The sequence below is a fragment of the Syntrophales bacterium genome (assembly GCA_035363115.1).
In the GTDB taxonomy this organism is placed as follows: domain Bacteria; phylum Desulfobacterota; class Syntrophia; order Syntrophales; family PHBD01; genus PHBD01.
The window spans coordinates 96,117-122,573 of record DAOSEM010000009.1; the positions used below are offsets into that span (position 1 = coordinate 96,117).

General features: G+C 59.8%; 25 protein-coding genes. 13 read left to right on the top strand and 12 right to left on the bottom strand.

The features are described 5' to 3' along the window. Positions 1–113 precede the first annotated feature (113 nt). The 3 genes from ehuB to PLO63_15210 are packed head-to-tail and all read left to right on the top strand — an operon-like array spanning position 114 to position 7,439. Positions 114–986, top strand: a complete 873-nt coding sequence (gene ehuB, locus PLO63_15200; GenBank protein ID HOI75490.1) for an ectoine/hydroxyectoine ABC transporter substrate-binding protein EhuB — start codon at positions 114–116, stop codon at positions 984–986. After that, positions 983–6,388 (top strand): PAS domain S-box protein, encoded by a 5,406-nt coding sequence (locus PLO63_15205; protein HOI75491.1) that lies wholly within the window; start codon positions 983–985, stop codon positions 6,386–6,388. Before ehuB ends, PLO63_15205 begins: the two co-directional genes overlap by 4 nt. A gap of 16 nt (positions 6,389–6,404) precedes the next feature. Further along, entirely contained in the window at positions 6,405–7,439 is a 1,035-nt protein-coding gene (locus PLO63_15210) for a two-component system response regulator (GenBank protein ID HOI75492.1), read from the top strand. 31 nt (positions 7,440–7,470) lie between these two features. Here PLO63_15210 and PLO63_15215 read toward each other — a convergent pair whose 3' ends face one another. Then, on the bottom strand, positions 7,471–8,439 hold the full coding sequence (locus PLO63_15215) for a 3-hydroxyacyl-CoA dehydrogenase family protein (protein ID HOI75493.1): 969 nt from the start codon (positions 8,437–8,439) through the stop codon (positions 7,471–7,473). Positions 8,440–8,988: 549 nt separating this feature from the next. Continuing rightward, positions 8,989–10,506, bottom strand: a complete 1,518-nt coding sequence (locus tag PLO63_15220; protein HOI75494.1) for an acetyl-CoA hydrolase/transferase C-terminal domain-containing protein — start codon at positions 10,504–10,506, stop codon at positions 8,989–8,991. A 633-nt stretch (positions 10,507–11,139) separates the two neighbouring features. On the opposite strand from PLO63_15220, the gene PLO63_15225 reads away from it, so the two are divergent. Then, the gene (locus tag PLO63_15225) at positions 11,140–14,121 is read left to right on the top strand and encodes a PAS domain S-box protein (protein HOI75495.1); all 2,982 of its coding nucleotides are present in this window, start codon (positions 11,140–11,142) and stop codon (positions 14,119–14,121) included. A 74-nt stretch (positions 14,122–14,195) separates the two neighbouring features. Here the strand turns inward: PLO63_15225 and PLO63_15230 are convergent, their stop codons facing one another. Then, positions 14,196–14,801, bottom strand: coding sequence for a nitroreductase family protein (locus PLO63_15230; GenBank protein HOI75496.1), 606 nt, complete (start codon positions 14,799–14,801; stop codon positions 14,196–14,198). A gap of 80 nt (positions 14,802–14,881) precedes the next feature. Here PLO63_15230 and PLO63_15235 point away from each other — a divergent pair, with 80 nt between their 5' ends. The 9 genes from PLO63_15235 (at position 14,882) to hgcB (ending at position 21,169) form a co-directional block, all read left to right on the top strand. After that, on the top strand, positions 14,882–15,142 hold the full coding sequence (locus tag PLO63_15235) for a hypothetical protein (GenBank protein HOI75497.1): 261 nt from the start codon (positions 14,882–14,884) through the stop codon (positions 15,140–15,142). A gap of 187 nt (positions 15,143–15,329) precedes the next feature. Next, positions 15,330–16,172, top strand: a complete 843-nt coding sequence (locus tag PLO63_15240) for a hypothetical protein (GenBank protein ID HOI75498.1) — start codon at positions 15,330–15,332, stop codon at positions 16,170–16,172. A 106-nt stretch (positions 16,173–16,278) separates the two neighbouring features. Then, entirely contained in the window at positions 16,279–17,634 is a 1,356-nt protein-coding gene (locus PLO63_15245; protein ID HOI75499.1) for a sigma 54-interacting transcriptional regulator, read from the top strand. A 234-nt stretch (positions 17,635–17,868) separates the two neighbouring features. After that, positions 17,869–18,411 carry a hypothetical protein gene (locus PLO63_15250; GenBank protein ID HOI75500.1) on the top strand — a complete coding sequence of 181 codons (543 nt, stop codon included), beginning with the start codon at positions 17,869–17,871 and terminating at the stop codon, positions 18,409–18,411. 10 nt (positions 18,412–18,421) lie between these two features. Then, entirely contained in the window at positions 18,422–18,667 is a 246-nt protein-coding gene (locus tag PLO63_15255) for a hypothetical protein (protein ID HOI75501.1), read from the top strand. 43 nt (positions 18,668–18,710) lie between these two features. Then, complete coding sequence (locus PLO63_15260) at positions 18,711–19,205, top strand: isoprenylcysteine carboxylmethyltransferase family protein (protein ID HOI75502.1); 495 nt, start codon at positions 18,711–18,713, stop codon at positions 19,203–19,205. A 148-nt stretch (positions 19,206–19,353) separates the two neighbouring features. Next, entirely contained in the window at positions 19,354–19,638 is a 285-nt protein-coding gene (locus PLO63_15265; protein ID HOI75503.1) for an HgcAB-associated protein, read from the top strand. A 39-nt stretch (positions 19,639–19,677) separates the two neighbouring features. Further along, complete coding sequence (gene hgcA, locus PLO63_15270) at positions 19,678–20,832, top strand: mercury methylation corrinoid protein HgcA (GenBank protein ID HOI75504.1); 1,155 nt, start codon at positions 19,678–19,680, stop codon at positions 20,830–20,832. Between the two features lie 10 nt (positions 20,833–20,842). Next, on the top strand, positions 20,843–21,169 hold the full coding sequence (gene hgcB / locus PLO63_15275; protein ID HOI75505.1) for a mercury methylation ferredoxin HgcB: 327 nt from the start codon (positions 20,843–20,845) through the stop codon (positions 21,167–21,169). A 39-nt stretch (positions 21,170–21,208) separates the two neighbouring features. On the opposite strand, the gene PLO63_15280 is transcribed toward hgcB, so the two are convergent. The 9 genes from PLO63_15280 to PLO63_15320 all read right to left on the bottom strand — a co-directional run bounded on the left by PLO63_15280 (position 21,209) and on the right by PLO63_15320 (position 26,456). Beyond that, positions 21,209–21,865, bottom strand: coding sequence for a sigma-70 family RNA polymerase sigma factor (locus PLO63_15280; GenBank protein ID HOI75506.1), 657 nt, complete (start codon positions 21,863–21,865; stop codon positions 21,209–21,211). A 27-nt stretch (positions 21,866–21,892) separates the two neighbouring features. Further along, positions 21,893–22,108 (bottom strand): hypothetical protein, encoded by a 216-nt coding sequence (locus tag PLO63_15285; GenBank protein ID HOI75507.1) that lies wholly within the window; start codon positions 22,106–22,108, stop codon positions 21,893–21,895. Between the two features lie 253 nt (positions 22,109–22,361). Next, entirely contained in the window at positions 22,362–22,622 is a 261-nt protein-coding gene (locus PLO63_15290; protein ID HOI75508.1) for a carboxymuconolactone decarboxylase family protein, read from the bottom strand. Between the two features lie 89 nt (positions 22,623–22,711). After that, a complete protein-coding gene (locus tag PLO63_15295; GenBank protein ID HOI75509.1) occupies positions 22,712–23,497 on the bottom strand; it encodes an NAD(P)-binding domain-containing protein in 786 nt (261 codons plus the stop codon). A 98-nt stretch (positions 23,498–23,595) separates the two neighbouring features. Further along, positions 23,596–23,997 (bottom strand): arsenate reductase ArsC, encoded by a 402-nt coding sequence (locus tag PLO63_15300; GenBank protein ID HOI75510.1) that lies wholly within the window; start codon positions 23,995–23,997, stop codon positions 23,596–23,598. A gap of 18 nt (positions 23,998–24,015) precedes the next feature. Then, positions 24,016–24,726, bottom strand: coding sequence for a cytochrome c biogenesis protein CcdA (locus tag PLO63_15305; GenBank protein HOI75511.1), 711 nt, complete (start codon positions 24,724–24,726; stop codon positions 24,016–24,018). Between the two features lie 4 nt (positions 24,727–24,730). Further along, positions 24,731–25,102, bottom strand: coding sequence for a thioredoxin family protein (locus tag PLO63_15310; GenBank protein ID HOI75512.1), 372 nt, complete (start codon positions 25,100–25,102; stop codon positions 24,731–24,733). 69 nt (positions 25,103–25,171) lie between these two features. Then, complete coding sequence (locus PLO63_15315) at positions 25,172–25,546, bottom strand: putative zinc-binding protein (GenBank protein ID HOI75513.1); 375 nt, start codon at positions 25,544–25,546, stop codon at positions 25,172–25,174. Positions 25,547–25,556: 10 nt separating this feature from the next. Further along, positions 25,557–26,456 (bottom strand): universal stress protein, encoded by a 900-nt coding sequence (locus PLO63_15320; GenBank protein ID HOI75514.1) that lies wholly within the window; start codon positions 26,454–26,456, stop codon positions 25,557–25,559. Between the last annotated feature and the right edge of the window lies 1 nt (position 26,457).

Below are 26,457 nucleotides of genomic sequence, written 5' to 3' on the forward strand. Positions count from 1 at the left end.
GAGAACTGCATTCCTCCCTGCTCAGCCTCCGTATCACCATCCATCCAATCAACCCCCTCAAGGTCGTTGAAACGTCCGTTCCCACTCCCGATCGGATCAAAAGGGAGGCCGGGATGAGGCGATCCGTTCGCCGTACAATCGTTATCATCTTGCCGGCCGCCCTCATCCTGGCCACCCTGTTTCTCTGGCTGCAAGATCGGGACCCTTCCCTTTCACAAATCCGGGAAGCCGGTGTCATCCGGATCGGCTATTCCGTCGAAGCCCCCTATGCGTTCCTGAAACCGGACGGGGAAGTAACCGGAGAGTCCCCGGAAGTGGCCCGGCGGATCGTGGAGCGTCTGGGCATCCCCCGCGTCGAATGGCGGTATGCCAAGTTTTCCTCCCTGATCGACGAACTGGAGGCGGGGCGCATCGACGTCATCGCCGCCGGTATGTTCATCACCCCGGAGCGGGCCCGGAGGGTCCGCTTTTCCGAGCCGACGTTCCACGTCCGGCAGGCCCTGCTCGTCTGCAAGGGCAATCCATTGGACCTTCATTCCTACACGCAGGCCCTGAAGACACCGGGAACCAGGATTGCCGTTCTGTCCGGTTCGGTGGAGGAGCAGATGCTCAGGCGGATGAACTATCCGATGGAGCGGCTGGTGGCCGTGCCGGATGCCCGTTCCGGGAGTGTCGCCGTCGAATCGGGGAGAGCCGACGGACTCGCGCTATCCTCCCCCACCCTCCACCGGATCGTGACAGAAAAGCGAAATGATCGCATCGAGATTGCCGATCCATTTGTGCAGCCGCTACCCGCGATATCCGGACGGCTGGGTTACGGCGCCTTTGTTTTCCGCAAGAAAGACGAGGTGTTCCAGGCCGCCTGGAACGAGGCACAAAAGGATTTCATCGGGAGCCCTGATCACCTTCAAATCCTGAAGAGCTTCGGCTTCACTGAAGCGGAGGTCCCGGGTTCCGTAACCACTGCGGAGGTCCTGTCGCCATGAATAAGGACAACCCCACGTTCGGATTGCCGGACGCCCGGCGGCAGGCATCACCTCGTTTCAACCGCTGGATCCTTGCCGTACTCGTTTCCGCCGCCCTGGTCTGTGCCGATATGGCCTGGATGTACATACGACACCAAGAGCTCGTCAAGCAAGCCACGATGATAACGGACAATATCAGCCAGGCGAGGATCGAACTGGGCAAGGGGTTCCTCCACCTGAGCCGGTCGGAACATCGGGATTCTCCGTTCAGTCGCGAAAAAGGGCTGGCGCTGCTGCGCCAGTCGATTGGCTCCCTCGATGCCGCCGTGGTAGACCTCGGGCTTTCCGGTAAGGAGGAGTGGCAGAGCTACCGCAGAAGCCTGAGATTTTCGGCTGCCCACCTGGCGGAACTGTCGGACGCGGGCATGGACGAACAAACCAGGCAGATAAGCATCCGGATCGCGTTCAACGAGATGGAGGAACGGGCCGGCATTCTCGGCAACCTGGCGAAAACGCACCTCCAGGATATCTCAGACCGCCTCTTCCGGGAATTCATGGCAGCCCTTTCCATGGCGGCATTGCTTCTATTGGTCCTGTCCCTTGTCCTGGTCCGCACCGGCCGGATGCGAAAGGCTTACGAGGATGCCCTTGCGTCAAACGAGCGTTTTGCCAGCGACGTCGTCAATTCCATTCTCACGAACATGGCCGTCCTGGACAGGCAGGGCGTCATCACGGCCGTGAACGATGCGTGGGTCCGATTCGCCCGGGAAAACGACGCCCCGGACCAGAAAGCATATGTCGGTACAAGCTACCTGAAAGTCTGCATCGATGCCTGGCGCCGTGACAACGACACACTGGCCGCCTGCGCCATGCAGGGTATCCAGGAAGTCCTGGAAGGGACAAAGACCGCTTTTTCCCTGGAATATCCCTGCCACTCCCCCGCTGTTGAACGCTGGTTCAACATGCGCGTCGCCCGGTTGCGGGGAGAGGGTCAGGGAGCCGTCATCACCCACACGGACATCACAGCCCGCTGGAAGGCCGAGGAAGCAGTCGCGCGCTCCAACCAGCAGCGCCAGTTGGCCCTGGACGCGGCACACCTGGGGTGGTGGAGCTATAACCCGGCAACGAAGATGGCAAGCTACGATCGGCAATACAGGGAAATCTTCGATGTATCGGGGAGTCAGAGGCCCAACGAGGAGATCCTCGCCCGCCTTCATCCCGACGACCTGCCCCGCGTGTGGGCGGCCGTCGAGGCGGCGCTGGATCCTGCAAACCCGGTCCCGTACGCCGTGACATACCGCGTGAACATCCCCGACGGATCCGTCCGCTGGGTGGAAGCCCACGGATTGGCCGCGTTCGAGGGCGAAGGCGAGGCTCGGCACGCTGTCGACTTCGTCGGAACCGTGGAGAACATCACGGCGCGCACGGAGGAGGAGACAAGGCGGGAAGCCCTGAACCATCTCTCAAGAATTCTGGCGGAAGCCTCCGACCTCAAAACGGCAGCGCCTGACATCGTGCGGATGGTGGCCGAGTCCCTTGGGTGGGATTATGGCGAGATGTGGCTCCACGACGCCCTTGAGGACAAAATTCGCCGCGAAGCGTCCTGGCACCGGGAGGCGGAAGAGATCGCCGCGTTTGATGTCTTCAGCCGTGACTGGACGTTTTCGGGGATGGAAGGACTCCCCGGCAAGGCATTTCGCGAGGGTCGCATCATCTGGCCGGAAGATCTGCTCGGAGACCAGGATTTCCTGCGGGCCGAACAGGCGTCCAGGGCGGGACTGAAATCGGCCGTTGCCGTGCCGATCCGGGCGAGAGGTCAGACCAATGGAGTCCTCGTTTTCTTTTCCGCGACAAGACAGCAGGAGAACGAATCCATCCTGCATTTCCTTGAAGAAACCGGAAACCGGGTGGGGCACTTCGTCGCCCGCCGGCAGGCGGAGGCGGCTCTCGCGGAAAGTGAGCGAAAGTACCGTCTCATCATGGACAACACGGCGGACACCATCACCCTGCTGGATATGAATCTCCAGATCACCTACGTCAGCCCTTCGATTCAGCGGCTTCGCGGATACACCGCCGAGGAGGCGGCCGGGCAGACGCTGGACCGGATCATGCCGCCGGAATCCCTGGAGAAGGCCTTGCGGATCGCGGAGGAGGAACTGGCCATGGAGGCGGCGGGAGACGCGGACCCGCATCGAAGCAGAACCGCCGTGCTGGAGCTCTACTGCAGGGACGGAAGCATCATCTGGGTCGATACGACCATGTCTTTCGTCCGCGACGAAAACGGAAAGCCCATATCCATTCTCATCGCAACCCGCAACATCACCGACCGCAAGCATGCCGAAGACGAACTGCGGGCCAGCGAGGCCCGGTACCGGCGGATCATCAGCACCGCCAAGGAGGGCATTGCCATGACGGGCGCGGACGACCGCATCTCCTACGTCAATGCCAGCATGCAGGAAATGACGGGATATCGGGAAGATGAGCTCGTCGGACGACACGTGCTGTCCATGGTCTTCCCGGAGGACGTTCCGGATCACCGGGAAAAAATGAGGCGCCGTCACGATGGCGGCTCCGAAGTGTACGAGCGTAGATTCCGCCGCAAGGACAGCGGGGAGCTGTGGACCATCGTCTCCTCTGCCCCGGTTCTGGACGAGCAGAACCGGTTCCAGGGATCGTTCGCCATGTTCACAGACATCACCGAGCGCAAGCAGGTGGAGCGGGAACTCGAGGAGGAGCGGCGCTCCCTCGAACGCAGGGTCGCAGAGAGGACGGAGGAGCTGGCCCGGACCAACCGGGAACTTGCGGACCTGTATAACGGCGCTCCCTGCGGGTATCACTCGCTGGATGCAGACGGGGTCATTGTGCACATCAACGACACGGAACTCGGCTGGCTTGGCTACAGCCGGGATGAGGTGGTCGGGAAGATGAAGATCACCGGCTGGTTTACTCCGGATAGCCTGGAAAGATTCCGGAATACTTATCCTGTGTTCATGGCGCAGGGTTACATACACGATATTGAACTGGACATGGTCCGCAAAGACGGGACGATCCTCCCCGTGCTGGTCAGCGCGACGGCCGTCAGGGATGAGTCCGGGCGCTACATCATGAGCCGCTCGACCGTCCTCGACCACACAACCCAGAGAAAAGCCGCCGCGGAGCTGCGAAAGGCGAAGGAGCTGGCGGAGCAGGCCGCACAGGCGAAGGCGGAGTTCCTGGCGAACATGAGCCATGAGATACGGACGCCCATGAACGCCGTGATCGGGTTTTCCGGGCTGGCCCTGAAGACGGACCTGAACCCGAAGCAGCGGGACTACCTGGAAAAGATCAAGGACTCGGGGAGGCACCTGCTGGGCATCATCAACGACATCCTGGACTTCTCCAAGATCGAGGCGGGGAAGCTGCCGGTGGAGCACACGGAGTTCGATCTGCAGAAGGTCCTGGAGAACGTCTCCACCCTGATTTCGGAGAAGACGTCGGCGAAGGAGCTGGAGCTGATGTTCCGTATCGGGAAGGACACGCCCTACAGCCTTGTCGGCGACCCGCTGCGCCTGGGCCAGATCCTGGTGAACTACGCCAACAACGCCGTCAAGTTCACCGAAGAGGGGGAAATCGTCATCTCCGTCGAGAAGGAGGAGGAGACGGAGGACGAGGTGGTGCTGCGTTTTTCTGTCCGGGACACGGGGATCGGGCTGACGAAGGAGCAGCAGGGAAAGCTGTTCCAGTCCTTCCAGCAGGCGGACACGTCCATTTCACGGCAGCATGGGGGCACAGGCCTCGGACTGGCGATATCCAGGGAACTGGCCCACCTGATGGGGGGCGAGGTGGGGGTGGAGAGCGAGCACGGAAAGGGGAGCACCTTCTGGTTCACGGCGCGGCTGGGCAAAGGGAAGGTCCGGGAACGGACATTTCTCCCCGAACCGGACCTCCGGGGCAAGCGGATCCTGCTGGTGGATGACAACGAGATGAGCCGGATCATCCTGGAGGACCTGCTGAGGGGGATGACCTTCATCACGAAGAGTGTCACATCCGGTCGAGAGGCCCTGGAGGAGATCCGTACGGCCGGTGAGGCGGGCCGGCCGTATGAGGTCGTCATGCTGGACTGGAGGATGAAGGAAATGGACGGAATCCAGACCGCCCGGGCCATCCGGCAACTGCCCCTGGATGCTGTTCCGTATCTGGTGATGGTCACCGCCTACGGGCGCGAGGAAGTACTGAATGAAGCGGCCCTGGCGGGATTCGAGCACGTGCTCATCAAGCCGGTCGCTGCCTCAACGTTGTTCAATACCCTGGTTCATGTGATGGGGGGGAAGGAGGTCTGGACGACGGATGAAGATCGGCGAAAGGACACACCGGATGTGGACCTTGAACCCCTGCGGGGAGCCTCGATTCTCCTGGTGGAGGACAACGCGCTGAACCGAGAGCTGGCGGTCGAGCTGCTGGTTCAGGCGGGGATGAAAGTGGACAAGGCAGAGGACGGCCGGGAGTCCGTCGAGAAGATCCGCCGGGAGACCTACGACCTGGTGCTGATGGACATGCAGATGCCGGTCATGGACGGGGTAACGGCGACACGGGAGATCCGGAGGGACAAACGCTTCCGGGACCTGCCGATCCTGGCCATGACGGCGAATGTGATGCAGGCGGACATCGACCGGTGCCTGGAAGCAGGGATGAACGACCACATCGGGAAGCCCATCGACCCGGCGGACCTGTTCGGGAAGCTCCTGAAGTGGATCCGGCCGCACGAGGGAGGCCCCATCCAGAAGGACCCCGGGAAGGGCACCCCCAAGGTCGAGACCGGGGCAGGCCCCGAACCGTCGGGCGAGGAAGCCGTACCGGAGATCCCCGGGCTGGACACCGCTCTGGGGCTGCGCCGGATCATGGGGAACCGCTCCGCCTACGGGAAGCTCCTGAGGATGTACATGGATAACCAGGAGCCCGCCCCGGCGCAGATCCGGGAGAGCCTGGCGGCGGGGGATTACGAGACCGCGCGCCGCCTGGCCCACTCGGCGAAGGGGGTGAGCGCCAACATCGGGGCCGTCCGCGTCCAGGAGCTGGCGGCCACCCTGGAGCAGTTGATCGTGGAGAGGAAATCCCGCGGGGAGATCGACCAGGCCCTGGAGGCCTATGCCGCGGAGCTGGAGAAACTGATCTCCAGCCTGGCCGGGGTGATCCCCCGCCCCGTGGCCACCGAGGTCTCCCCGGGCGTGGATGAGGCGAAGATGACCGGAGTAACGGAGAAGATAAAAGAGCTTCTGGCGAACGGGGACAGCGAGATCCCGGAGTACTTCGAGCGCGAATACGGCACGCTGCAGGCGATCCTGGGGCCTGGCTCCTTCGGTCCCTTCGAGTCGGCCGTCCGCCGGTACGATTTCGAGAAGGCACTGGAGTTAATGGATACCCGGAGGGACAAGGATCGGAAGTGAACATGAGGAGGTGATCATGTCAATGGGCGAACCGAAGGAAAAGCAGACGGTCCTGATCGCGGACGACGCACCGGAAAACCTGGCCCTGATGAGCAGCATCCTCAAGGATCAATACAACATCAAGATGGCCAACAACGGCGAACGGGCGCTGAAGCTCGCGATGACCGGAACGCCGCTCGATATTATCCTGCTGGACGTCATGATGCCCGGCATGGATGGGCACGAGGTCTGCCGTCTCCTGAAGGAAAATGTCAACACCCGGAAAATCCCGGTCATCTTCGTCACTTCCAGAGACGATGTACAAGACGAGTCCCTGGGGTTCGCCATCGGAGCCGAAGATTACATCACCAAGCCCGTAAGTCCCCCTATCGTCCGGGCCCGGGTGGCCACCCACCTGGCTCTCTACAACCAGCGCAAAAGCCTCGAAGACGAGGTACGGAAGCGCACCGAGGAGATCGAGGAAACCCGCCTGGAGATCATTCGCCGGCTCGGGCGGGCTGCGGAATATAGAGACAACGAAACGGGCATGCACGTCATCCGCATGAGCAATTACTGCCGCCTTCTCGCTATGGCGCTCGGCATGTCCCAGGATGAGGCCGACCTGATCCTCTTCGCCAGCCCGATGCACGACGTGGGGAAAATCGGCATCCCCGACAAAGTCCTCCTGAAGCCGGGCCCACTGGATGAAGAGGAGTGGACGATTATGAAACGGCATTGCCTGTACGGGACAAGGATCATCGGGGAGCATAAATCCCCTCTCCTGAAGGTGGCCGGCGTGATTGCCCTGGAGCATCACGAACGTTGGGACGGCAAAGGATATCCGAGAGGGCTTTCGGAAACCGACATCGACCTCTACGCCCGCATCACGGCCGTTTCCGATGTTTTCGACGCCTTGACCAGTTGGCGACCCTACAAGGAGCCCTGGCCCGTGGACAGGGCCGTTCAGCATATGAAGAATGAGCAAGGCCGTCACTTCGATCCGGATCTTATCGCGATCTTTACGGAAAGATTGCCCGCCATTCTGGAAATCAGGAAGCGTTTCCTTGATTGAGCACCCATGAATCCGGAACCAACCGGACCGCTCAGATCCTGTTGATGTACCTGAGAATCATCAGGAGCCCGTCATCCCGCCAGCGGCTGATCTCCTCCGGGGTCCGGCCCGTGGATGGATCCCGCTTCTCGATGGCCTGCAGCACTTCTTCGTGAGCCTTGTCCATCCAGCCGGTGGGCCATTTGTACCAGGTGGCCATGTCCTCCCACCACCACTCCACCGCCGGACCGATTCGCGTCAGCAACCCCCGGATTCCATGCATGCCGCCATTGAGATGGTAGCCCAGATTCGGCCCCGTCAGAAAGTAGCGAATCCCCGGCCCTAAGCTGATGGCCTTGTCCACGTCCTCCAGGGAGCATGCGCCGCACATGACCAGGTCGACGGCCTCCCGGTAGAGGGCAGCGGCAAGCCTGTTGGCGATGAAGCCGAAGGCTTCCTTCCTGAGCACAATGGGTGCCTTCCCGATGGAGTGGAAGAAATCACATGTCTTTTGTACGGTCTCCTCCGATGTCTCCCTTCCCTTCCCGATCTCGACGAGAGGAATCAGGTGGGCCGGATTGTACGGATGCGCCACGATGCACCGCTCGGGAAAGGCCGAATCCGCAGCGATTTCCGTGATGAATAGCCCGGAGGTACTGCTGGCGAAGATGGCGTCCGGGGAGGCGTATCGATCCACTTCCGCCAGAAGATCCCGCTTGACCTCAAAGTCGTCCGGCGCGGCTTCCTGAACAAAATCGACACCCGAGAGCGCCTCTTCGAGGCAGGTTGTATAAGACGCCCTCCCCAGGGCTCCCTCCTTCTCATCGGGATTCAGAACGCCCTTGTTGACGAGAAAGTCCAGGTTGGCCTCGATCCGCTTCCGTGCGGTCTGCAGGCAGTCATTATGGATGTCGTAGACATTGACGGGCAGGTCTCTCCAGAGAAAGTTGGTCGCCCAGCTCGACCCAATGACACCGCCGCCCCCCAACACCGCCACCTTCCAGCCTTCTGCTCCTTCCATACCCTTTTCCTCCTTAACCGTTATCAGGCAAGCGACCCGGCTCGTCCTGAAAGCAGCGACAAAAAAACCCCGTCATCTTCCGATTGGCGGGGTTTTCCTGGCTCTTCCTCGAGTACATCCTTCGAGGACTCCCTGTTCCATTAGAGGGATTTCTGTTTCCGGATGAACGTGAAGACATCCGTTTCAACCCACTTGACCCAATTTCTTTTCCTCTTTCTGTTTTTCATCTTTTAATCCCCCCGCAGCCTTCATCCTCCACGGATGAATCATGCCCTTGCGGCCTTCCGCCGCAACGTCCCGTCCGGGACCGGCCGGATGGCCCGCGGATCTCCCGGACGGCCCATTAAGCCTGAGTCCTTGCAGATGAGTGGGGAGTTTATATATCCCCCCATCCAATGATACTCTGAAGCCGAATCGCCTTGAGGGCAAGCAGACTCCGTCTGAATCCCGCTACAGATTTCTGCGATGAAATCTTAAGTAGTATTGGTTCTTTTCATGGGAAAAGTGCCGATGATCCCATTCGTTTCCGATCCGTGCAAGAGCGGGCCGCTACTTTCCGCTCTGGTATCCCTGATCCCAATCGTAGCCCCAGACGGCGCTTCCCATGGGGATCTTGTAATTGCGGCGCTCCTCGTAGGCCGGGTAACGGCGCCCTCCGCCCTCTGCCGGCAGCATGGAGACGGGGAACTTTGGCGGCAGGAGGCCGTTCGTACGGGCTTCCTTCTCCAGCCATTCCCGGTCGTCCGGGTGGGCGATGGAGATCAGCGCCGCCGCACGCTCGTAGCCGCTCAAGCCGCGGAGATTCACCATGCCGAACTCGGTGCAGACGTAATTGGCAAACTGGGCCGGCACGTCCACCGTCGAGCCCGTTGGAAGGAACGGTACGATGCGGGCGGTGCCGTGCTTGCTCCGGGACGTCATGGCCGCGACGCCGCGGCCGCCCCGGGACTGGGCGCAGAATACATGGAACTGGAAGAAGCCACCCGTGGATGAAATCGGGCGCTTTTCATAGAAGCCCGTGGAGATCTGGCCCAGGAGATCGACGGCCACGCAGTTGTTGATCGAGATCATGTTGTCGATCCGGGTCAGGACGTTCAGGTTGTTCGTGTAGTCGATATCGTAGACGGCCATGGACTGGTTCCGGTGGATCGTGTCGTAGTACCACTTCACATCCACGGGGAAGGCGAAGGTGTAGACGCTCTTGCCCCGGTCGAGGCTCTTATAGGCATTCGTCACCTGGCCGGACTCGATCATCTTGATGAGGCCGAAGTTCATCATCTCCGTGTGGACGCCCAGGTCCTTGAACCCGGCATCCGCCATGGCGGCGACGCAGGCCGAGGGCAGCGAACCGATGCCGAGCTGGATGATGTCCCGGTCCCGCATGATCTGCATGACGTTCTTCGCGATCTCCTGCTCGACGGAGCTGGGTTGGATGGCCTTCTCGTTCACCTGGGGCCACATATGCTTTTCACAGTCCACCTCGACCCAGTAGTCGATGTCGTCGATGTGGATCGTGTTGTAGCGGCCGCCTTCCGCCCAGGGGTAGTCGGAGCGCACCTCGAAGACGATCTTCTTGGCGGTCTGCCGGAAGATGTTGCAGTTGTTCGTCCCATAGGACATGTTGAAATAGCCGTGCTCGTCTGGGGCCGTCGTCGCGTTGAACCACCAGTCCATCCCGCGCTTCTCCTTGATGGCGTTGGCAAACCGGTAGTGATGGGCGTGCATTCCGTAGGCCCAGCCCCACTGGGCCCAGTCGGTGACGTTGTTCGTGTCCCGAGCCTTGCGGTTCCAGGGGAAAAAGAAGAATTCATGGATGGTGTGAAATTCCTGGTGGGGATCGATCTGTTGAAGCTCCGGATGGGGATAGAACATTGCATGCATCCAGAACTCGATGTCTTTCAACCGGCCGGGGCCGTCGCCCAGCCGCCTGGCTACCGCCTCGGTGCAGACCGTGGAGTCGCCGCCGGTGCTTCCGTGGTTGATCCAGTCTCCCGACTTGACCATCTCCGCGATCTGTTCGGGTGTCCTTTTCTTGTCCCTGATCTTCTGCTGAACCGGTGTCGTCATGTTGATTCTCCTGTTGACGTTTATTGAACCGCCACGGCGGATGAACGATCGCCGTGTCCCAATGGTGGTCATTCCATATTTTTCATTCGCCGTGCCGGATCGTCACCATCCGGACCACCCGGATATCCCCGGAGGGAAGGACCGCATTCTGGCTGTCCAACCGGCCGTTGGGTGGTTTTTCTATGGTGACCGTTGTCTTTGTTGGAATGACGGGGTGGCAAGACGGACGCCTTACGGGAAAGGGAGGAGGCCGGCCAGGCTTCAACCGGCCCCCTCCTCAGGAGGGATTTGTTCATAAAGCGGCATGGTCGCCTACTCTGTGGCCCGGATATCTTCTTTCTGTTTCGTGCCACAGATTGAGGCCGATGCCTTGGTTAGGCCATTCGATTCCGTCTGAATTTCCCTGCGGACTCCGGGCATTGTTCAGCAAGAATCAGGAGACATACCGCCCGGACGGGCAGTCACGATTCCAATCGTCTTTGATCCTATGTCACCGAGAGCAGCCTCCGCTGCCCGGGCCGTCCGGCTCGGGATTTGGTCACGATCACTATTGATTTGACTCATAAAGTGGTTCCCGTTTATGCTTTTCCTGCGTTCCGGACACCGGCCCTACCGTGAACAGGGAGTCCCGATATGACGCAGCGAACAAAATCCTGGTTTGTAAGAGAAGGATTCCGCGCGTGGCTGATCGGCATGATCGCAGCGGTGCTGATCGTCGGGACGATATTGACATGGTGGATGGTGCAGCGGGTCGATCGGGAGATGCGCGAAGTCCTGCTGCTGGAAGCGCGCCTTGTGGAGCGAGCGCTGAACCACAACAGGATCAAGACCCTCACCGGCACGGATGCCGACCTTGACAATCCCGATTACGGCCGGCTCAAGGAGCAGCTCTCCCTGATCCGAAAGGATCATAAGAATTGCAGATTCCTGTACCTGATGGGCCGCAGGGCCGACGGGAATCTTTTCATCTATGTTGATTCCGAACCCACCGATTCGAAGGACTACTCCCCCCCCGGACAGTTATACCGTGAGGCGCCCGAAGGGTATCGGCGTGTCTTCGACACCAGGGAACATGCCGCCGTAGGCCCGGTATCCGATCGCTGGGGCAGATGGATCACGGCACTGGTTCCTGTCATCGATCCGGCGACGAACAGTCTGGTCGCGGTGATGGGCATGGACATCGACGCCCGCACCTGGAAAACGGATCTGGCCGTCAATGCCGCCCTCCCCGCAAGCTCGATGCTGGCACTCATGATCACCCTCGCTTCCCTTATTTTCACGGTCCGCTCCATGTCGAGACTTCGGAAAAGCGAAATCCTCCACGAGACCATCCTTGAAACCACAGGCACCGCAATTCTGATTATCGAAGAGGATATGACGATATCCTTTGTCAACAAAGAGTTCGAAAAGATGATCGGTTATCCGCAACAGGAAGTCGTGGAGAGGATGAAATGGACGGAATTCGTCACGGAGGCCGATCGGGAATGGATGATTCGTCAACATAATCTGCGAAGAACGGCGGATACGAATGTTGCCAGAAAGAATTATGAATTCCGGCTTGTGAATCGGGAAGGTCGCATCAAGGATGTCTACCTGGTAATATCGATGATCCCGGGAACGAAAAAGAGCGTGGCATCCTTGATCGACCTCACCGATGTGAAGGACGCGCAGGAAGCGCTGAAGCAATCCGAGTCGTGGTACCGGACGCTTTTTGAAAACACGGGCACTGCAACGGTCATCCTGGAGGAGGATACAACGATCAGTTTCGCCAATGCAGAGTTTGTGGCGATGTCCGGTTATGCCAAGGAGGAAATCGAGGGAAAGAAGAGCTGGACGGACTTCACCTTCCGGGAAGACCTGGACGACATGCTGACAAGACACCGGCAGCGCAGGGCAAATGGCGAACCGCCGCTGAAGCAATACGAATTTCGGTTTGTCGATAAAGGGGGCCGGATCAGGAACATCTTCCTCCACGTGGACATCATTCCAGGCACCAAGAAAAGCATTGCAGCCCTTCTCGACATAACAGACCGCAAGAAGGCGGAAGAGTCCCTGAAGGAAGCGCAGAGACAAATGGCTGATATCATAGATTTTCTCCCGGACTCAACGTTCGTTATCGACAAGGCCGGCCGGGTGATCGCCTGGAACCGCGCCATCGAGGCCCTGACGGGGGTCGGGAAGGAGAACATGCTCGGCAAGGGTGACCGGGAGTACACCCTGCCCTTCTACGGAGAGAGAAGGTCCACCCTGATCGACCTGGTGCTTCTGCCAAGAGAGGAAGTCGACAAGAGCGGCAACACCATCAAGTGGCAGGGAAATGTGCTCACCGGGGAATTGCACATAGCCAGCCTCGCCGGAAGGGAAGTATATCTGCTGGGTACGGCGTCCATTCTCTACGATACGAAAGGATCGGTGGTCGGGGCCATTGAAACAATCAGGGACGTTACGGAGCGCGTCCGTATGGAACACCAGTTCCACCAGGCCCAGAAGATGGAGGCCATCGGCGCACTTGCCGGCGGCATCGCCCATGACTTCAACAACATCCTGGGCGCGATCATGGGCTACACGGAGTTGTACAGGGAGCAGGTCCGGGATCGTCCGAAGGTATATCACGCCATGGGAGAGATCTTCCATGCGACCTGCCGGGCCAGGGATCTGGTGCAGCAGATCCTGACCTTCAGCCGCCGGACGGCGCAGGAGAGACGGCCAATCGCCGTGATCCCGATCATTCAGGAGGTCGCCAGGTTCATCCGGGCATCACTGCCCAAAACCATCGAAATCAGGCAGACGCTGAACGTGTCGTCGGATATGATCCTGGCGGACGATACCCAGGTCCACCAGGTATTGATGAACCTGTGCACGAACGCCGGGCAGGCAATGGCTGACACGGGAGGGATCCTGGAGATCGGCCTGGAGGAGGTTTTTATCGGCGATGAGGAGCAGTTGCATTTCCCGTCTCTTACGATCGGCCGGTACCTGAAGCTGGACGTCCGGGATACAGGCCACGGCATCCCGCAGGAGGACCTGGGAAAGATCTTCGACCCATACTTCACGACGAAAGGGAAAGGTGAGGGAACGGGCCTGGGACTGGCGGTTGTCCACGGCATCGTCAAGGAGCACGGCGGGGAAGTCAAGGTATACAGCGAGATTGGAACAGGCTCGCTCTTCAGCATCTATCTGCCGCTGATGGAAAAGCCGGCCGATATCGTCCAGCCCCCGGTGGCGCCCCCTCTTACAGGAGGGAACGAACGGATCCTGTTCATCGATGACGAAGAGCCTCTGGCCGATCTGGGAAAGGAGTTCCTCGAAGGTCTCGGGTACCGGGTTGTTGCCGAAACCGACCCCCTCAAGGCAGTCGAGGAATTCCGCAGGAACCGCGACAACTTCGATCTGGTGATCACCGACAAGACCATGCCGCACATGACGGGTTTCGACGTGGTGCGGGAATTGCGCAAAATCCGGGCGGACATTCCCGTCGTCCTGTGCTCCGGCTTCCAGGAAAAAGAGGACCTGGAGAAGCAAACCGCTCTTGGGATCCGCTTTTTCATCATGAAGCCCGTTCGAATGCACGAACTGGCCGAAACCGTTCGCACTGCCCTGAACAGAACGGGATGATCCGTTCCATGACGGCAATCATCAGCACGCTATGGTTTTGTTCTTCTGCAATGCGAGGGCTCTTCTCTCCCCATTCAGATTGTTTTCAGCACCAGTTTTTCCCGCGTGAGGCGCGGCCTTGCCCGGGGCGACTGATCGGGATGACCCACGGGCAGGAGGACCACCGGGTGGATATTTCCGTCCAAGGCCAGTTCGCTCTTGAGCTTTCCGCGATCAAACCTGCCTATCCAGCAGCTTCCCAGCCCCATGTCCACCGCTTTGAGGACGATGTGCTCCACGGCGATCGCGACGTTCATGGAGAGATAAGCCTTGACCGCCTCCTCGTCCATGACGGGAACGACGGCAGCCGAGTCGTTCATGTCGACATCCACCCCTTCGAAAACACCCTCCCGCAACAGTTCCTCGACCCGTCCGTCCCTGGCTGTCATGGCCGTCAGTTCGGCGCAGCACACGAAGATGACCGCCGCCTTCACAATGAATTTATAGGGCGTGCACCGGCCGATGGCTTCCTTGGCAACGCGTGACTGAGCAACGACAAACCGGGCCGGCTGGACGTTGGACCCTGAAGGGGCAAGCCTGGCCGCTTCGAGAAGCAAGTCGACGGCATCGGCCGGAATGTCCTCCTCCCGGAATCTGCGAATGCTCCGTCGTGACGCGACAACCTCTGTGAATTCCATCATAGCACCTCCAAGCATAGGGTACGCCTCATCTGGTATCGTTCCTTCCTGCATCTGTCAAACGCGGAAGTGAATTCCATCCGGTGAATCCAGGTGGTGATTTCCATCCAAATGAGCTATTCACATTCAGCACGATTGCATTTGCCGAAAAGAAAGCGGTTGTTCCCCGTGTCAACGCATCCAATGTACCGGTTAAGAAAGAAGAGAGCAAACGCATCGATGTTAAGCCGGTAGAAGTGATGGGAGACCTCAAGGATTTGAATGATTCATCCGATCATTCGAACACGCCTGATTTGACGTCTGACGCAGAAAAGAGAGCAAATGACAAAAAGGGGAAAAAGTAAGCCGATCCCAACCCCGAAACGAACGATGCATCACCGTTTCTTGGACTACTTTCTATCACTGCGCTGCTTGTCTCGACCGCATACGTCTTCGACGTGAGTCCGGCCCACTGGAACGCAGGCGGCAGGATATTCCGGAGGTGCGAGGCGGAGGAGAAGTGGCCAAAGCTCTGATCATTTCAAAGGGAATATGGCTCTGAAAGGCATCAAGGTCCGGGACAGCCGCTCCCGGGCCATTGTCAGGATCGGGAATTTCCTTGTCCGTCGCGGCATCCCCCGGGTGCAGATGACCATGATGGTGGCGGCGACAGGCCTGGCGGGCTTCCTTTTCTCCGCCGGGATGCTCCACCTGGGACTCCATTCTCTGTGGCTGCGATATCCCCTGGCCGTCCTCTTCGCCTACGGCGTTTTTCTCCTGCTCCTGCGCCTCTGGATTTATTACTGGCATCGAAGATTGTATCACCGGGAACCCTCATCAGGATCAGGCACGGACACGGTCTCCGACGATCTCCCCGTCGATCTGAATCTGCCGCTGGGCATTTCGTCAGCATCTCCGGCGGGCGCGGCTCCGGACGTGAGCGGCTTTGCCGGCGGCGATTCCGGCGGAGGAGGAGCCGAGGTCTCCCTCGCTGGGGGCGAGGCTTCTTCCGGCCGCATCCTCAACAGCCTCTCCGGAGCCACCGATTTCGATCTGGACTGTGACGAGCTGATCGTCATCATTGTGGTTGCCGCCGCCGTCCTGGCCGCCGTCCTGTCAGCCGTTTACGTCATCGTCATTGCCCCGACATTCCTGGCGGAAATCCTCCTCGACGGTGTTCTCGTTTCCGGCCTGTACCGGCACCTGAAAAAGGTGGAACAGCACTCCTGGCTGGAATCGGCCATCCGCCGCACCTGGATTCCTGTTACGGCCACCGTCTGCATCTTTCTCATCCTGGGATTTGCATTCCACGCCTATGCCCCGAAGGCGAAGTCCATCGGAGAGGTGTGGAAGCATTATCAACAGACAAACACCCTTCATTCAACTGGCACTTGACATTCATGTCCTGTATGAGAAGGACACGGGACTGCAGATAGAAGGCAATCCTCCGCTTCATCCATTCTTCAGCACGCGAACGGGATACGGGCAAAAGGAGCGGCCGATGGCGGATCTTCATTTCTCCCAGGAATTCACCGAGTCGCTGATGAATGCCGTCAGCGACGGCGTGACGGCCATCGACCGGGATCTGCGCATCATCTACCAGAATGCAATCATCCGTCGTCAATACGGATCCCGTATCGGCGAAAAATGCTTCGCCGCCTACCGCGGCCGCGTCGAGCCGTGCGAAGACTGCCTCATCCTCGACGTGCTGAAGGACGGCAAGCCGCGCACCGGAGTGCGCGACATCCGGCTGCCGGACGGAAACGTCCTGATTGTTGAATTCAAGTCGCTTCCGCTGTCCGATGCGGACGGGAACATCGTCGGCGCGGTGGAGGCGGTCAGGGACGTCACGCAGCACGTGCGTCTTGCGGACGAGTTCAGCGCGCTGCGGCGGGAGATGGTGCGCAGGGCGCAGTTCGAGAACATCGTCACCCAGTCCAAAAAGATGAAGGCCGTTTTCCGGCTGATCGAGCGGGTGGCGGCAACGTCCAGCTCCGTCATGATCTATGGAGAGTCCGGGACCGGAAAGGAGCTGGTCGCGCGGGCGATCTTCGCCAATTCCAACCGCCGGGACAAGCCCTTCGTATCCCTGAACTGCGGCGCCATTCCCGAGAACCTCCTGGAGTCCGAGCTGTTCGGCCACATAAAGGGAGCCTTCACGGGCGCGGTCCGGGATCATGTCGGACTGATCGAGACGGCGGACCAGGGAACGCTGTTTCTCGACGAGGTTGCGGAATTGCGCGCTCCCCTGCAGGCAAAGCTCCTGCGGTTCCTGCAGGAGGGGGAAACGCGGCGCGTGGGAGAAAACCGGGTCCGGAAATACAATGTGCGCATCATTGCGGCGACCAACCGCAACCTGGAGCAGGCGGTCCGCGACGGTGCTTTCCGGGAGGACCTCTTTTTCCGGCTGAACGTGATCCCCGTCTCCCTTCCCCCTTTACGGGAGCGCCCGGAAGACGTCCCCCTGCTTGCCAGTCACTTTCTGCTGCGTCTCTGCGACGAGCACGGGCGCCGGATTAACGCCATCGCGCCGCAGGCGCTCAGGGCGCTGCTGGAATATCCATGGCCCGGGAACGTGCGGGAGTTGGAGAACGCCATGGAATATGCCATCCACCTTACGGAAGACGGCGAGCCGATCCGGGTTGCCCAGCTCCCGAAGAAGATCGCCGGAAGTACGGAGACGGCGGATGACGTCCTGTTGCCCCTGTCGCTGGAAGGCTATACCAAGCACATGATCCTGTCCCTCCAGGCCGCTCACACTGAGGAGGAGATCGCCGCCACACTGGGAATCAGCCGCAAGAATCTGTGGGAAAAGCGAAAACGTCTGGGCGTCCCCCGCCCCACCCCTAACCGCTGACCCCAACCTTCCCCGATCCTGTTACCAACCGTAACACCCTGCCCCGGAAAATTTGTTACCAATCGTAACGCGCTTCGAATGATGCAGCGCAGCCCCCTTTTGCAGTTCCGTAAATAATTTATGATTATCAATATGTTACAACGATGGCGGCCTTCTCCCGGAGCCATGCCGGGACATGGCACGGGAACTGCTCTTACCGGTCTCAAAGCAAACCGAAAGGAGGTCACCCGAAACATGGAAAAGACAGAGCGCGTCATGAGCGACGGAGAAAAGATTCTGGTCGCTCTGGGGGCGGCAATCGGCGGCGGTTGTGAGAAATGCGCGGAGAATCTTCTCAAGCTCGCAGAAGGACAGGGGGTTGCCGCGGAAGAGCTGGCATCGGCATGCCGGATGGGATTCGAGGCGAAATCGGAAGCCATCCGCTCCATGAAAGAGCGGCTGGCCGGGATGTTTAAAGCCGACGGGCAAGCCGGTGAGGAGGGCCGGAAGACGGACCTGCGGAAGTGCGCGGCCATGATTCGTGCCGCGGCATTTGCCGCGGCCAACGCGGCCCCGGATGCCGCGGATGAACTGAAGCAGGCATTCAAAGAAGGAGCGGGCAAAGGGGATTTCAGGATGTGCCTGTCCATCGTCAGGACGATCCGCGAAAAGGCGGCGACATTCGCCGACCAGGACGTCCTGGAGAGGATGGAGGGCGTCATGTCCGATGGACGGAAGACGGACAAGGAGTCGGTCGGCGTGTGCTGCACGGACGGCCCCTCCTGCGCATGCAATTAAGGAGCGAGCCATGCATCGATCAAACGGGAAGGAAATGAGTGCCTGTTTTTCGGGATCCGGAGAACGGGAAGGTCGAGGGGAATGGTGCCGGCGGACCAGGCTGGGAATCCTGTTCATCATCGTCGGGACACTGTTGCTGATGGCAAAGGTCGGCTGGATTGACGGCAGCCTGTTTTTCCCGCTGACGATGATCATCGTCGGGCTGTGGATCTGCCTGACTTCCGTGATGTCGAAAAGAAAGAAGGTATCACCTTGACAAACAACAAGATGAACGGCCATCCAACCGGAAAGGAGACTACATGATTTCTCCCCGTATGCCCTGGTGGAAAGGCACCCGCGGTGAATGGTATGTCGTCGGGCAGGCCGCCCTGTTCCTGCTGGTCGCGTTCGGCCCGAGAAACGGATGGGCGCCGCCGGCCTGGCCGCATCCGTATGTGCAGGTTGGGCTCTTCCTGGGCGGCCTTCTGATGCTGGCCGGGTTCCTCCTGGTCGTGACCGGCGCAATGATGCTGGGAAGAAACATTGCGGCCGTGCCATGCCCCAAGGAGGGTGCGCCGCTGATTGTCAGCGGACCCTATTCCTTCGTGCGCCATCCCATGTACGGAGGCGCGATCATCATGGCCTTTGGGTGGGCCTTCTTCAGCCAGGGCTGCCTCACGTTTCTTTATGCCTTGATTCTGTTTGCGTTTCTGGACCTCAAAGCGCGTCGGGAAGAGCGGTGGCTTAAGGATGCCTTTTGCGGCTACGCGGAATATCGGAAGCGCGTCAAGAAGTTGATTCCCTATGTGTATTGACGTCCACCGATGAAGCGGATGTTCACCCGGGACGAGTTTTATGGACCATGCTTTTCATGCTTGACAACCACTCCATTATCATTTAAATCAGCAGCGTCTGATTCATCTGATTTTATCATATCCCGCAATCTGCGGGGGAGGTGGTTTCATGGCCAAGGCCAAGACGAATGCGAATACGGCCTGTTGCGCTTCCGAAGACAGGGAATCGAGCTGCTGCCAGATCGAATCGCTCATCAGCGTCGATGAGCGTGGCCAGATGGTTCTCCCGAAAGACATCCGCGACAGGGCAAACATCAAGGCCGGCGACAAGCTCGCCCTGATCAGCTTCCAGAAGGGCGGCGAGATCTGCTGCCTGACGCTGCTCAAGGCCGACAATCTGGCCGACCAGGTAAAGGGCTTCCTCGGCCCGGTGATGCGTGATGTCGTCTCCTGATAACAAGCTGGTATTCCTTGTCTGTCCGGAGACGGTATCATGAAGATTCCCGGGGCCGATTCATCGAGCCAGTTCGCTTTTCTTCCCATGGCGTCACCACAGGCCTGCGCCCTGGCGGATACGGATGTCCCTGTACAGGCGCCCCCCTCTCTTGATCAATCCTTTGTGATCGGGAACGTTGACGCTCCCGTGGGAAAGATTCCCCAAGTCTCTTCGCTCCTCATATGGCGCGACCGCTGGGGCTCGTTCAAGGCACGCTGGGGCGTGGGCAGGATGGACTATGCCATCGATCCGGGCCTGTATGCGCTCGGATCGCCAGACGAGGGATCTCCCGTACTCGTCACGGCCAACTACAAGATGAGCTTCGACCGCCTGCGGGAGGCCCTGCCGGGACGGAACCTCTGGATCCTCGTCCTTGACACGGACGGCATCAACGTCTGGTGCGCCGCCGGCAAGGGCACCTTCGGAACGGGGGAACTGATCCGACGCATCAAGGCGAGCGGCCTGGCCGATTGCGTGAGGCACCGCGATCTGATCCTGCCTCAACTGGGCGCCCCGGGCGTCTCCGCCCACCTGGTCCGGAAGCTGTCCGGGTTCAAAGTCCACTACGGCCCGATTCTCGCCCGGGACATTCCCGCCTATCTCGACGCCGGCATGAAAGCAACGCCCGGGATGCGGCAAAAAACGTTCCCGCTTCTGGAGCGCTCCGTACTCATTCCCATCGAACTGGTCGCGGCGATGAAGCCCGCGGTCGCGATCATCCCCGTCCTGCTGTTGATCAGCGCACTCGGCGGGAACGGGTCTTTCCTGCAGAACATGCTTCACGACGGAATCTTTTCGCTGACGGCCTTCCTGCTGGCGATTGTTTCCGGCGCAATCCTGAGCCCGATTCTTCTGCCCTATCTCCCCGGGCGCGCCTTTGCGACGAAGGGATTTTCCGTCGGTCTCTCAACAGCGATCCTCCTTCTTTATGCATGGGGATTGGACCTGGATAGTTGGCGGGACATCCTGCTCGGGGGGGCCTGGCTGCTCATGATCCCGGCATTTTCGGCCTTCCTGGCGATGAACTTCACCGGGGCATCCACCTACACGTCTCTCTCCGGGGTGAGGCGAGAAATGCGATGGGCCTTGCCGATGGAAATCGGCGCCGGCGTTTCCGGCTTTGCCGTTCTGCTGATTTCACGCTGGTTCTGAGGATATCACGATGAGTATGATCTACCTGAAAAACGTGGTGACGCTGGAAGTCGATCGGGAAAAGTGCACGGGCTGCGGCGTGTGCCTGGAGGTTTGCCCGCACGAGGTCCTTGAACTCCGCGAAAAGCGCGTCCGCATCCGGAATCGCGATGCCTGCATGGAGTGCGGCGCCTGCAGCCGGAATTGCCCCGCCGGCGCCGTGTCCGTCGAGGCGGGCGTCGGATGCGCCGCCGCCGTGATCAACGGTCTGTTGTACCGGCAAAGCGCTTCCTGCGGCTGCAGCGTCGATCCGAAGAACGCGTCCGCGGGAAAGGTCAAGGGAACCTGCTGCAGTTGATCGCGACGGCAAAACCGGCGGTATGGCCGCCGGCGCTGATCAGGCAATCGAGGGGAGAATAGAGGTCAATTCCTTCCGGTCACAGGCAAATTCATTCTTTTCATTCCAGTAGAGGGTGCATCCATTCGACAGGGCTTCCCGCAGCCGGGCTCGTGCCCTGTGAAGGCGCACTTTCGCGTTGCGGAGACTTAGCCCCAAAATTTCAGCGATTTCCTTATCCTGGTATCCCTCCAGATCACTCAACAGGATGACTGCCCGGTAGTCGGCGGGCAGCCGGTCGATGATCTCCCGGATGCACGCATTCATCTCGTACCGGATGACCTGCCCTTCCGTTGATTCATCGATCCCGCCAGCCGGGGCATTCCGAATCTCCCCGATGCTGACGGGATCATACTCCCTTGAAATGTCTTCCGTCACAGCCGGTTTCGCGTGAGCACGGAGATGGTCCAGGGCTGTGTTCGTGGCGATTTTGTATATCCACGTGGACACGCTGGCGTCACCCCGGAATTCCTGCATTCCTTTGCCGACCTTTTCAAAAACCTCCTGGGCCAGGTCTTCCGCCTCTTCCCGACCGACCATCCTGGACAGGTATCGCAGGATTTTCGGGCGCAAGGAATCATGAATCTTCCGAAAGTCCAGAGGGTCGCGAGTCACCACGTTGAGCGATTCCTCTTCATAATGGCCGTTACCCTTCACAGCACAACTCCTGCCCGATGCGTTTGCTCATGCCGCCTTTTTCACGGCGCCGATCTTCAGTTTCCCTTCGAGAATGAGTGTCTGAATGAGGGAAACACAAGCCTCTTCGTCAATCCCCAGCGCAGCGGCTATTTCCGCCGGCTCCGCAGTCTTCATCCGGTCCAGCAGCTCCAGGATCTTCTGCTCCTGGTTCCGTGACCACTGCCTGAAAGCCCCCTGCAACTCCGTCTCCCTCGGAGCCATTTGACGGCTCATCATTTCCATACAGGACCGCATCATCGAGCCCCGCATGCCCCTCCATGATCCATCCGCTCGACTCCCCGCGCTCATGGCAACCGAATTCCCGCCGGATGCCCCCGATGCGGCCATTTCTCTCATGCACCGACGGGCCGCGCCAAACATCATGATCATAAAAATGATCATGCACAGAAAGGGAATCAGGCAGAACCAGATCCACGTCTCATTTCCGTAGAAGGGCCACATGGCATTCCTCCTCTCAGCCGCAGCACCCGGTTCCCGAACAGGCAACCTTCACGGGTGCATCATTGCGGTCCGTCAAATGAGCGGCAAGGCGGTCCATGCTCGACGCGGCTCCTTTCCTGACGGCTCTTCCCGTCTCGATGGCCTCTTCCACCAGCCCGGAGTCGAGCCCCATGGATTGCGCCTTCTCGAGATGGTACTCCAGGCAGGGATGGCAATTGCACGCCACGGAAGCGCCCACTGCGATCAGCTTTTTCGTTTGTTCATCCAGTTTCATCTCCAAGACCTCCTCTGCATTTTTACCCGTTTAGACGAGCGATTGTTCCAAAAGGATACGCAGGGAGGCAATGGTCCCGCAAAATTCTATCAAGGCTTGAGTTTCGCGTACAGTCCCGTCAGTTTTGTCCGGTAGGCCGAGCGAATCGCCTCCTCATCGTCCGCAAGAGGCTTCACCGGGACGAGATTCATGACTTCCGCGGATGAAAGTCCCGAGTCGAAAAGGGTCTTCGCGGCCCCCTTCACCATCTTGTTCAGGGCCCGGGAGGCCTGCTTGGGAGACAGGCCGAAGGATTCGCCGATTTCCCGGAGCTCCTGCAACTGGAACCACAGATATGTGGGACCCATGGCCGACAGGATGGCATAGGCCTCCAGGGTCCCCTCCTCCACCTCGGGGCAGTCGCCCAGAGTCTCGAAGGTTTTCCTCAGGCCTTTCTTTTCGTCTTCATCGAAAGCGGATGCAAATGCGACGGGATTGAACCCCTTGTTGACGATCGACGGGGCATTGGGGATCATCCGGACAATCCGGGCGAACCCTCCGAGACCATTCGAGAGCTGGGCGATGGTCAGCTTCGGCGCCAGGGAGACCACGATCGAATTTTCACCGATCATCGGTCGGATGTCTCCCAGGATGCCCATGATTGCCGGCGGATGAAGGGCGATAAAGACAAGGTCCGCCTTCGCAGGCTGCTTCGGGTCCGCCCCGGCCGTTTCGATCCCGGGAAAGCGGGCCTTCAGGGCCCGGAGAATCTCTTCGCCGGCATCGCTGACAATGACCCTCTCCGGCATCCTGTCTTTCCGCTCCAGTCCTTCCAGAATAATCCGGACGATTCGCCCGCCACCGATGAAACCGAACGACCCGTGCTGACGTTTCATGGTTGTCTCTCTCCTCTCCATAGAATCGATGTTTTGCTTCAGGCAGACCGTCTTCCCCATCGGAAATACCGTCGATGTGACCCCTGCCTGTCATTTCTTCAGAATTCAGCGAGTATCCAGTCCCGGATCCCGTCCCTCACAGTACGGAAACCCGCCAGGATCTCCTCTTCCGTCCCTTTGAAGCGGGACGGGTCCGGGAAACTCTGGTGCCTCTTGTGGCCGCCACCTGGAAACACCGGGCAGGATTCGCGGGCGGAATCGCATACCGTGATCACCTCGTCAAAGGTCATGTCCCGGAATTCGTCCACGTTCCTGGAACGATGACCCTGCAGATCAATCCCGGCCTCCGCCATGGCCCGGATGGCATAGGGGTTCACCCCCCTGGGCTCCGTTCCCGCGCTGAAGGCCTCATAACGATCTCCCTTCAAGGCCCGGAGGAACCCCTCCGCCATTTGGGATCGCGATGCATTGTGTGTGCAGATGAACAGGACTTTTTTCATGCTTCCTCTCCTCCGCTCCTATCCCCCCCAGAACGGGTTACCGATGAAGTAAACCCCCAGGACAGCGATGAAAGCCCCGGCCCCCCTGCGGAACCAGGCGCCCGCCCCCTGCCAGTCCTGGTTTTCCACCACCCTCCGGACAAAGGCGCTGGAGCTTCCCGCCAGGACAATGGGCAGGCAGTGGCCGAGTGCGAACAGGACAATCATCGTCAGGCCGGCCGCGATCTCCTTCTGGATGGCGATCAGGGCCAGAATAGGGGCAATGAAGCCGAACGTGCAGGCGCCCGATAGGACACCGTAGGCAAGGCCCAGGAGAAACGCCCCGCCCATGCCGCGCAGGCGCAGGCGATGGAGGAGGCCGCTCGACGAGGAACAGGACTCGACTCCCATCATGCCGAGGGCCACCCAGATGAGGATCAGCCCCACGGGGATCTGCCAGAAACTCCCGACATCCCCAAGCATCCGTCCCAGGAAGGCACAGGCTGCACCGATCAGGGCGATGGTGATGAAGAGACCTGCCGTGAAAACGACCGCGTAACCGGCGGCCTCGCGGGGCTGGAGGAGCTTTTCCTGGCCGCCCACGTAAGCCACGATCAGGGGGATGGAGGCGAGATGGCATGGGCTGAAGAGGACACTGACCATGCCCCAGAAGAAGGCGCCCAGTGCCGCCCATGCGGGGGCGCCCGTCATCCATTCATTGATGGTCAGGAAGACGGATTCCAAGGCCATGCCCTCACTGCACGCCCATGGCCTTGAGCTGGGCCACAATCGCCTCCTCGCTCATGAAACCGAGATGCCTTGCAACCTCCTTGCCATTCCGGTCGTAGAAGATCTGTGTCGGAATCGCCTTGACGCCGAAATGCTGCGAGGCGTCCCGGTGGTAGCGTAGATCGACGAACACAATGGCCGCCTTTCCCCGGTAGCGCTTCTCCAGGCGGTCGAGGATCGGGGCCATCATCTTGCAGGGAATGCAGGTGGCGGCCCCCAGGTCCACCATCGTAACCATCCCCTTCACGGGGATCGTCATCGTGTCGGCCCCGGCAGGAGCATGGATGGCCAGGACAAGAAGAGCCGCTCCTATCCAGAGCCACACCTTTCGATACATTTTCCGGCAGTTAAACATTCTCACAAACATTGCCTCTCTCGTGGATTCTTTTCCTTCTCTTCGCAGAGATTATGACGTCAGGGCATTTCGTATCCATGCCTTGACCCGATCGATGTCCTCCCGCTTCAGGGCCTCGCCAAAGGCTTTCTCGACGCCCATCTCTGTAACGACGAAGTGGTTCATGACGGGCGCCTCGACGTGTTCCAGGATCTTCGCGGCACAGGCGACGGGGCATCCGTCCAGGACCAGCATGTCTTCGGCATCCTTCGCCGACCGTACGAAGCCGCTCCTGTGGGCCGCGATGCCAGCCAGGCAGAACAGGCGCCCCTGCCCTTCCCCTGCCAGCTCCACGGCCAGTTGATGCGTCATCTGGCCCACATTCGAAGCCCCGGCGCACCAGATGATCATGCGGTTGCTTTCCCTGCTGCAGCAGTCATCAGCCATATTCCCTCCTTTATGGTTCCGGCTCCCTGGGGATGACCAGGACAGAGCGGACATGGCGCTGGGTTACGGCATCGGCGACGCTTCCCAGCAGTGCATCCCGAATGTTGCTCTTCCCGTGGGAGGCCAGGACGATCATCGTGGCGTTTTCTTCCTCAGCCAGAAGATTGATCTCCGCAGCCGGGATCCCCGTCTTCAGGACCGTGCGGACGGTAAACCCCAGGAATTCGAGCTGGCGTTTCAATTCCGAAAGCCTGTCCACGTCGATGCGGTCGAACTCCTCCATCTTGTGCTTGAGATACGGCATTAGGAAGCGCCGGTCCTGAACGTGCAGAACGATGACTTCCTTCGCGTCCCCGACGCGGCAGTGCTGGATCCGGCGGAACGCATGAAGCGAATTGTCCGAGAAATCCGTCGGATAGAGGATTCTTGCGCAGGGATGCCGGGGCAGATAATCAGGGTCCTCCTCGACCCTGGCCTCCGGGTCTTGAAAGCGAGCGATCAGGAGCGGCGTCCGGGTACGCCGCAGGACCTTGTGCGTCACGCTTCCCAGAAGCGCTCCCCGTATGTAGCTCCTGCCGTGGGCACCCATGACGATGAGTGAGGCCCCCATGTCTTTGGCCGTATTGATGATGACCTGATCGGAGACTCCGACGATGACGTAGCGGATCAGGCGAGCGCCGGTTCTCTTTTCAATCGGCTCCGTCAGTTTCTCCAGCTGGGTATTTGCGTCCGCGATGTAGCGCTCGAGTGCGCGCTCATTCACATCGGTCCACCGAGCGGCCTTCACCGGATCGATCACGTGGAGGAAGACAGCCGTCTGAAGGCCCGCACTTTCCAGGTCCGGAATCCGGTGAACGACCCTCTCCGCATGGCGAGAGAAATCAACAGGAAACAGAATTCTTTCAAACACG

Bases quoted from the DNA above. Each gene is read 5' to 3' on its own strand.
- PLO63_15215 (HOI75493.1), bottom strand. From the start codon at position 8,439: ATGGAAGGAGCAGAAGGCTGGAAGGTGGCGGTGTTGGGGGGCGGCGGT.
- PLO63_15230 (HOI75496.1), bottom strand. From the start codon at position 14,801: ATGATGGAATTCACAGAGGTTGTCGCGTCACGACGGAGCATTCGCAGA.
- PLO63_15240 (HOI75498.1), top strand. From the start codon at position 15,330: ATGGCTCTGAAAGGCATCAAGGTCCGGGACAGCCGCTCCCGGGCCATT.
- PLO63_15210 (HOI75492.1), top strand. From the start codon at position 6,405: ATGTCAATGGGCGAACCGAAGGAAAAGCAGACGGTCCTGATCGCGGAC.
- hgcA (HOI75504.1), top strand. From the start codon at position 19,678: ATGAAGATTCCCGGGGCCGATTCATCGAGCCAGTTCGCTTTTCTTCCC.
- PLO63_15290 (HOI75508.1), bottom strand. From the start codon at position 22,622: ATGAAACTGGATGAACAAACGAAAAAGCTGATCGCAGTGGGCGCTTCC.
- PLO63_15265 (HOI75503.1), top strand. From the start codon at position 19,354: ATGGCCAAGGCCAAGACGAATGCGAATACGGCCTGTTGCGCTTCCGAA.
- PLO63_15225 (HOI75495.1), top strand. From the start codon at position 11,140: ATGACGCAGCGAACAAAATCCTGGTTTGTAAGAGAAGGATTCCGCGCG.
- PLO63_15245 (HOI75499.1), top strand. From the start codon at position 16,279: ATGGCGGATCTTCATTTCTCCCAGGAATTCACCGAGTCGCTGATGAAT.
- PLO63_15295 (HOI75509.1), bottom strand. From the start codon at position 23,497: ATGAAACGTCAGCACGGGTCGTTCGGTTTCATCGGTGGCGGGCGAATC.
- PLO63_15300 (HOI75510.1), bottom strand. From the start codon at position 23,997: ATGAAAAAAGTCCTGTTCATCTGCACACACAATGCATCGCGATCCCAA.
- PLO63_15305 (HOI75511.1), bottom strand. From the start codon at position 24,726: ATGGCCTTGGAATCCGTCTTCCTGACCATCAATGAATGGATGACGGGC.
- PLO63_15310 (HOI75512.1), bottom strand. From the start codon at position 25,102: ATGTATCGAAAGGTGTGGCTCTGGATAGGAGCGGCTCTTCTTGTCCTG.
- PLO63_15205 (HOI75491.1), top strand. From the start codon at position 983: ATGAATAAGGACAACCCCACGTTCGGATTGCCGGACGCCCGGCGGCAG.
- hgcB (HOI75505.1), top strand. From the start codon at position 20,843: ATGAGTATGATCTACCTGAAAAACGTGGTGACGCTGGAAGTCGATCGG.
- PLO63_15250 (HOI75500.1), top strand. From the start codon at position 17,869: ATGGAAAAGACAGAGCGCGTCATGAGCGACGGAGAAAAGATTCTGGTC.
- PLO63_15260 (HOI75502.1), top strand. From the start codon at position 18,711: ATGATTTCTCCCCGTATGCCCTGGTGGAAAGGCACCCGCGGTGAATGG.
- PLO63_15285 (HOI75507.1), bottom strand. From the start codon at position 22,108: ATGGCTCCGAGGGAGACGGAGTTGCAGGGGGCTTTCAGGCAGTGGTCA.
- PLO63_15255 (HOI75501.1), top strand. From the start codon at position 18,422: ATGCATCGATCAAACGGGAAGGAAATGAGTGCCTGTTTTTCGGGATCC.
- PLO63_15220 (HOI75494.1), bottom strand. From the start codon at position 10,506: ATGACGACACCGGTTCAGCAGAAGATCAGGGACAAGAAAAGGACACCC.
- ehuB (HOI75490.1), top strand. From the start codon at position 114: ATGAGGCGATCCGTTCGCCGTACAATCGTTATCATCTTGCCGGCCGCC.
- PLO63_15315 (HOI75513.1), bottom strand. From the start codon at position 25,546: ATGGCTGATGACTGCTGCAGCAGGGAAAGCAACCGCATGATCATCTGG.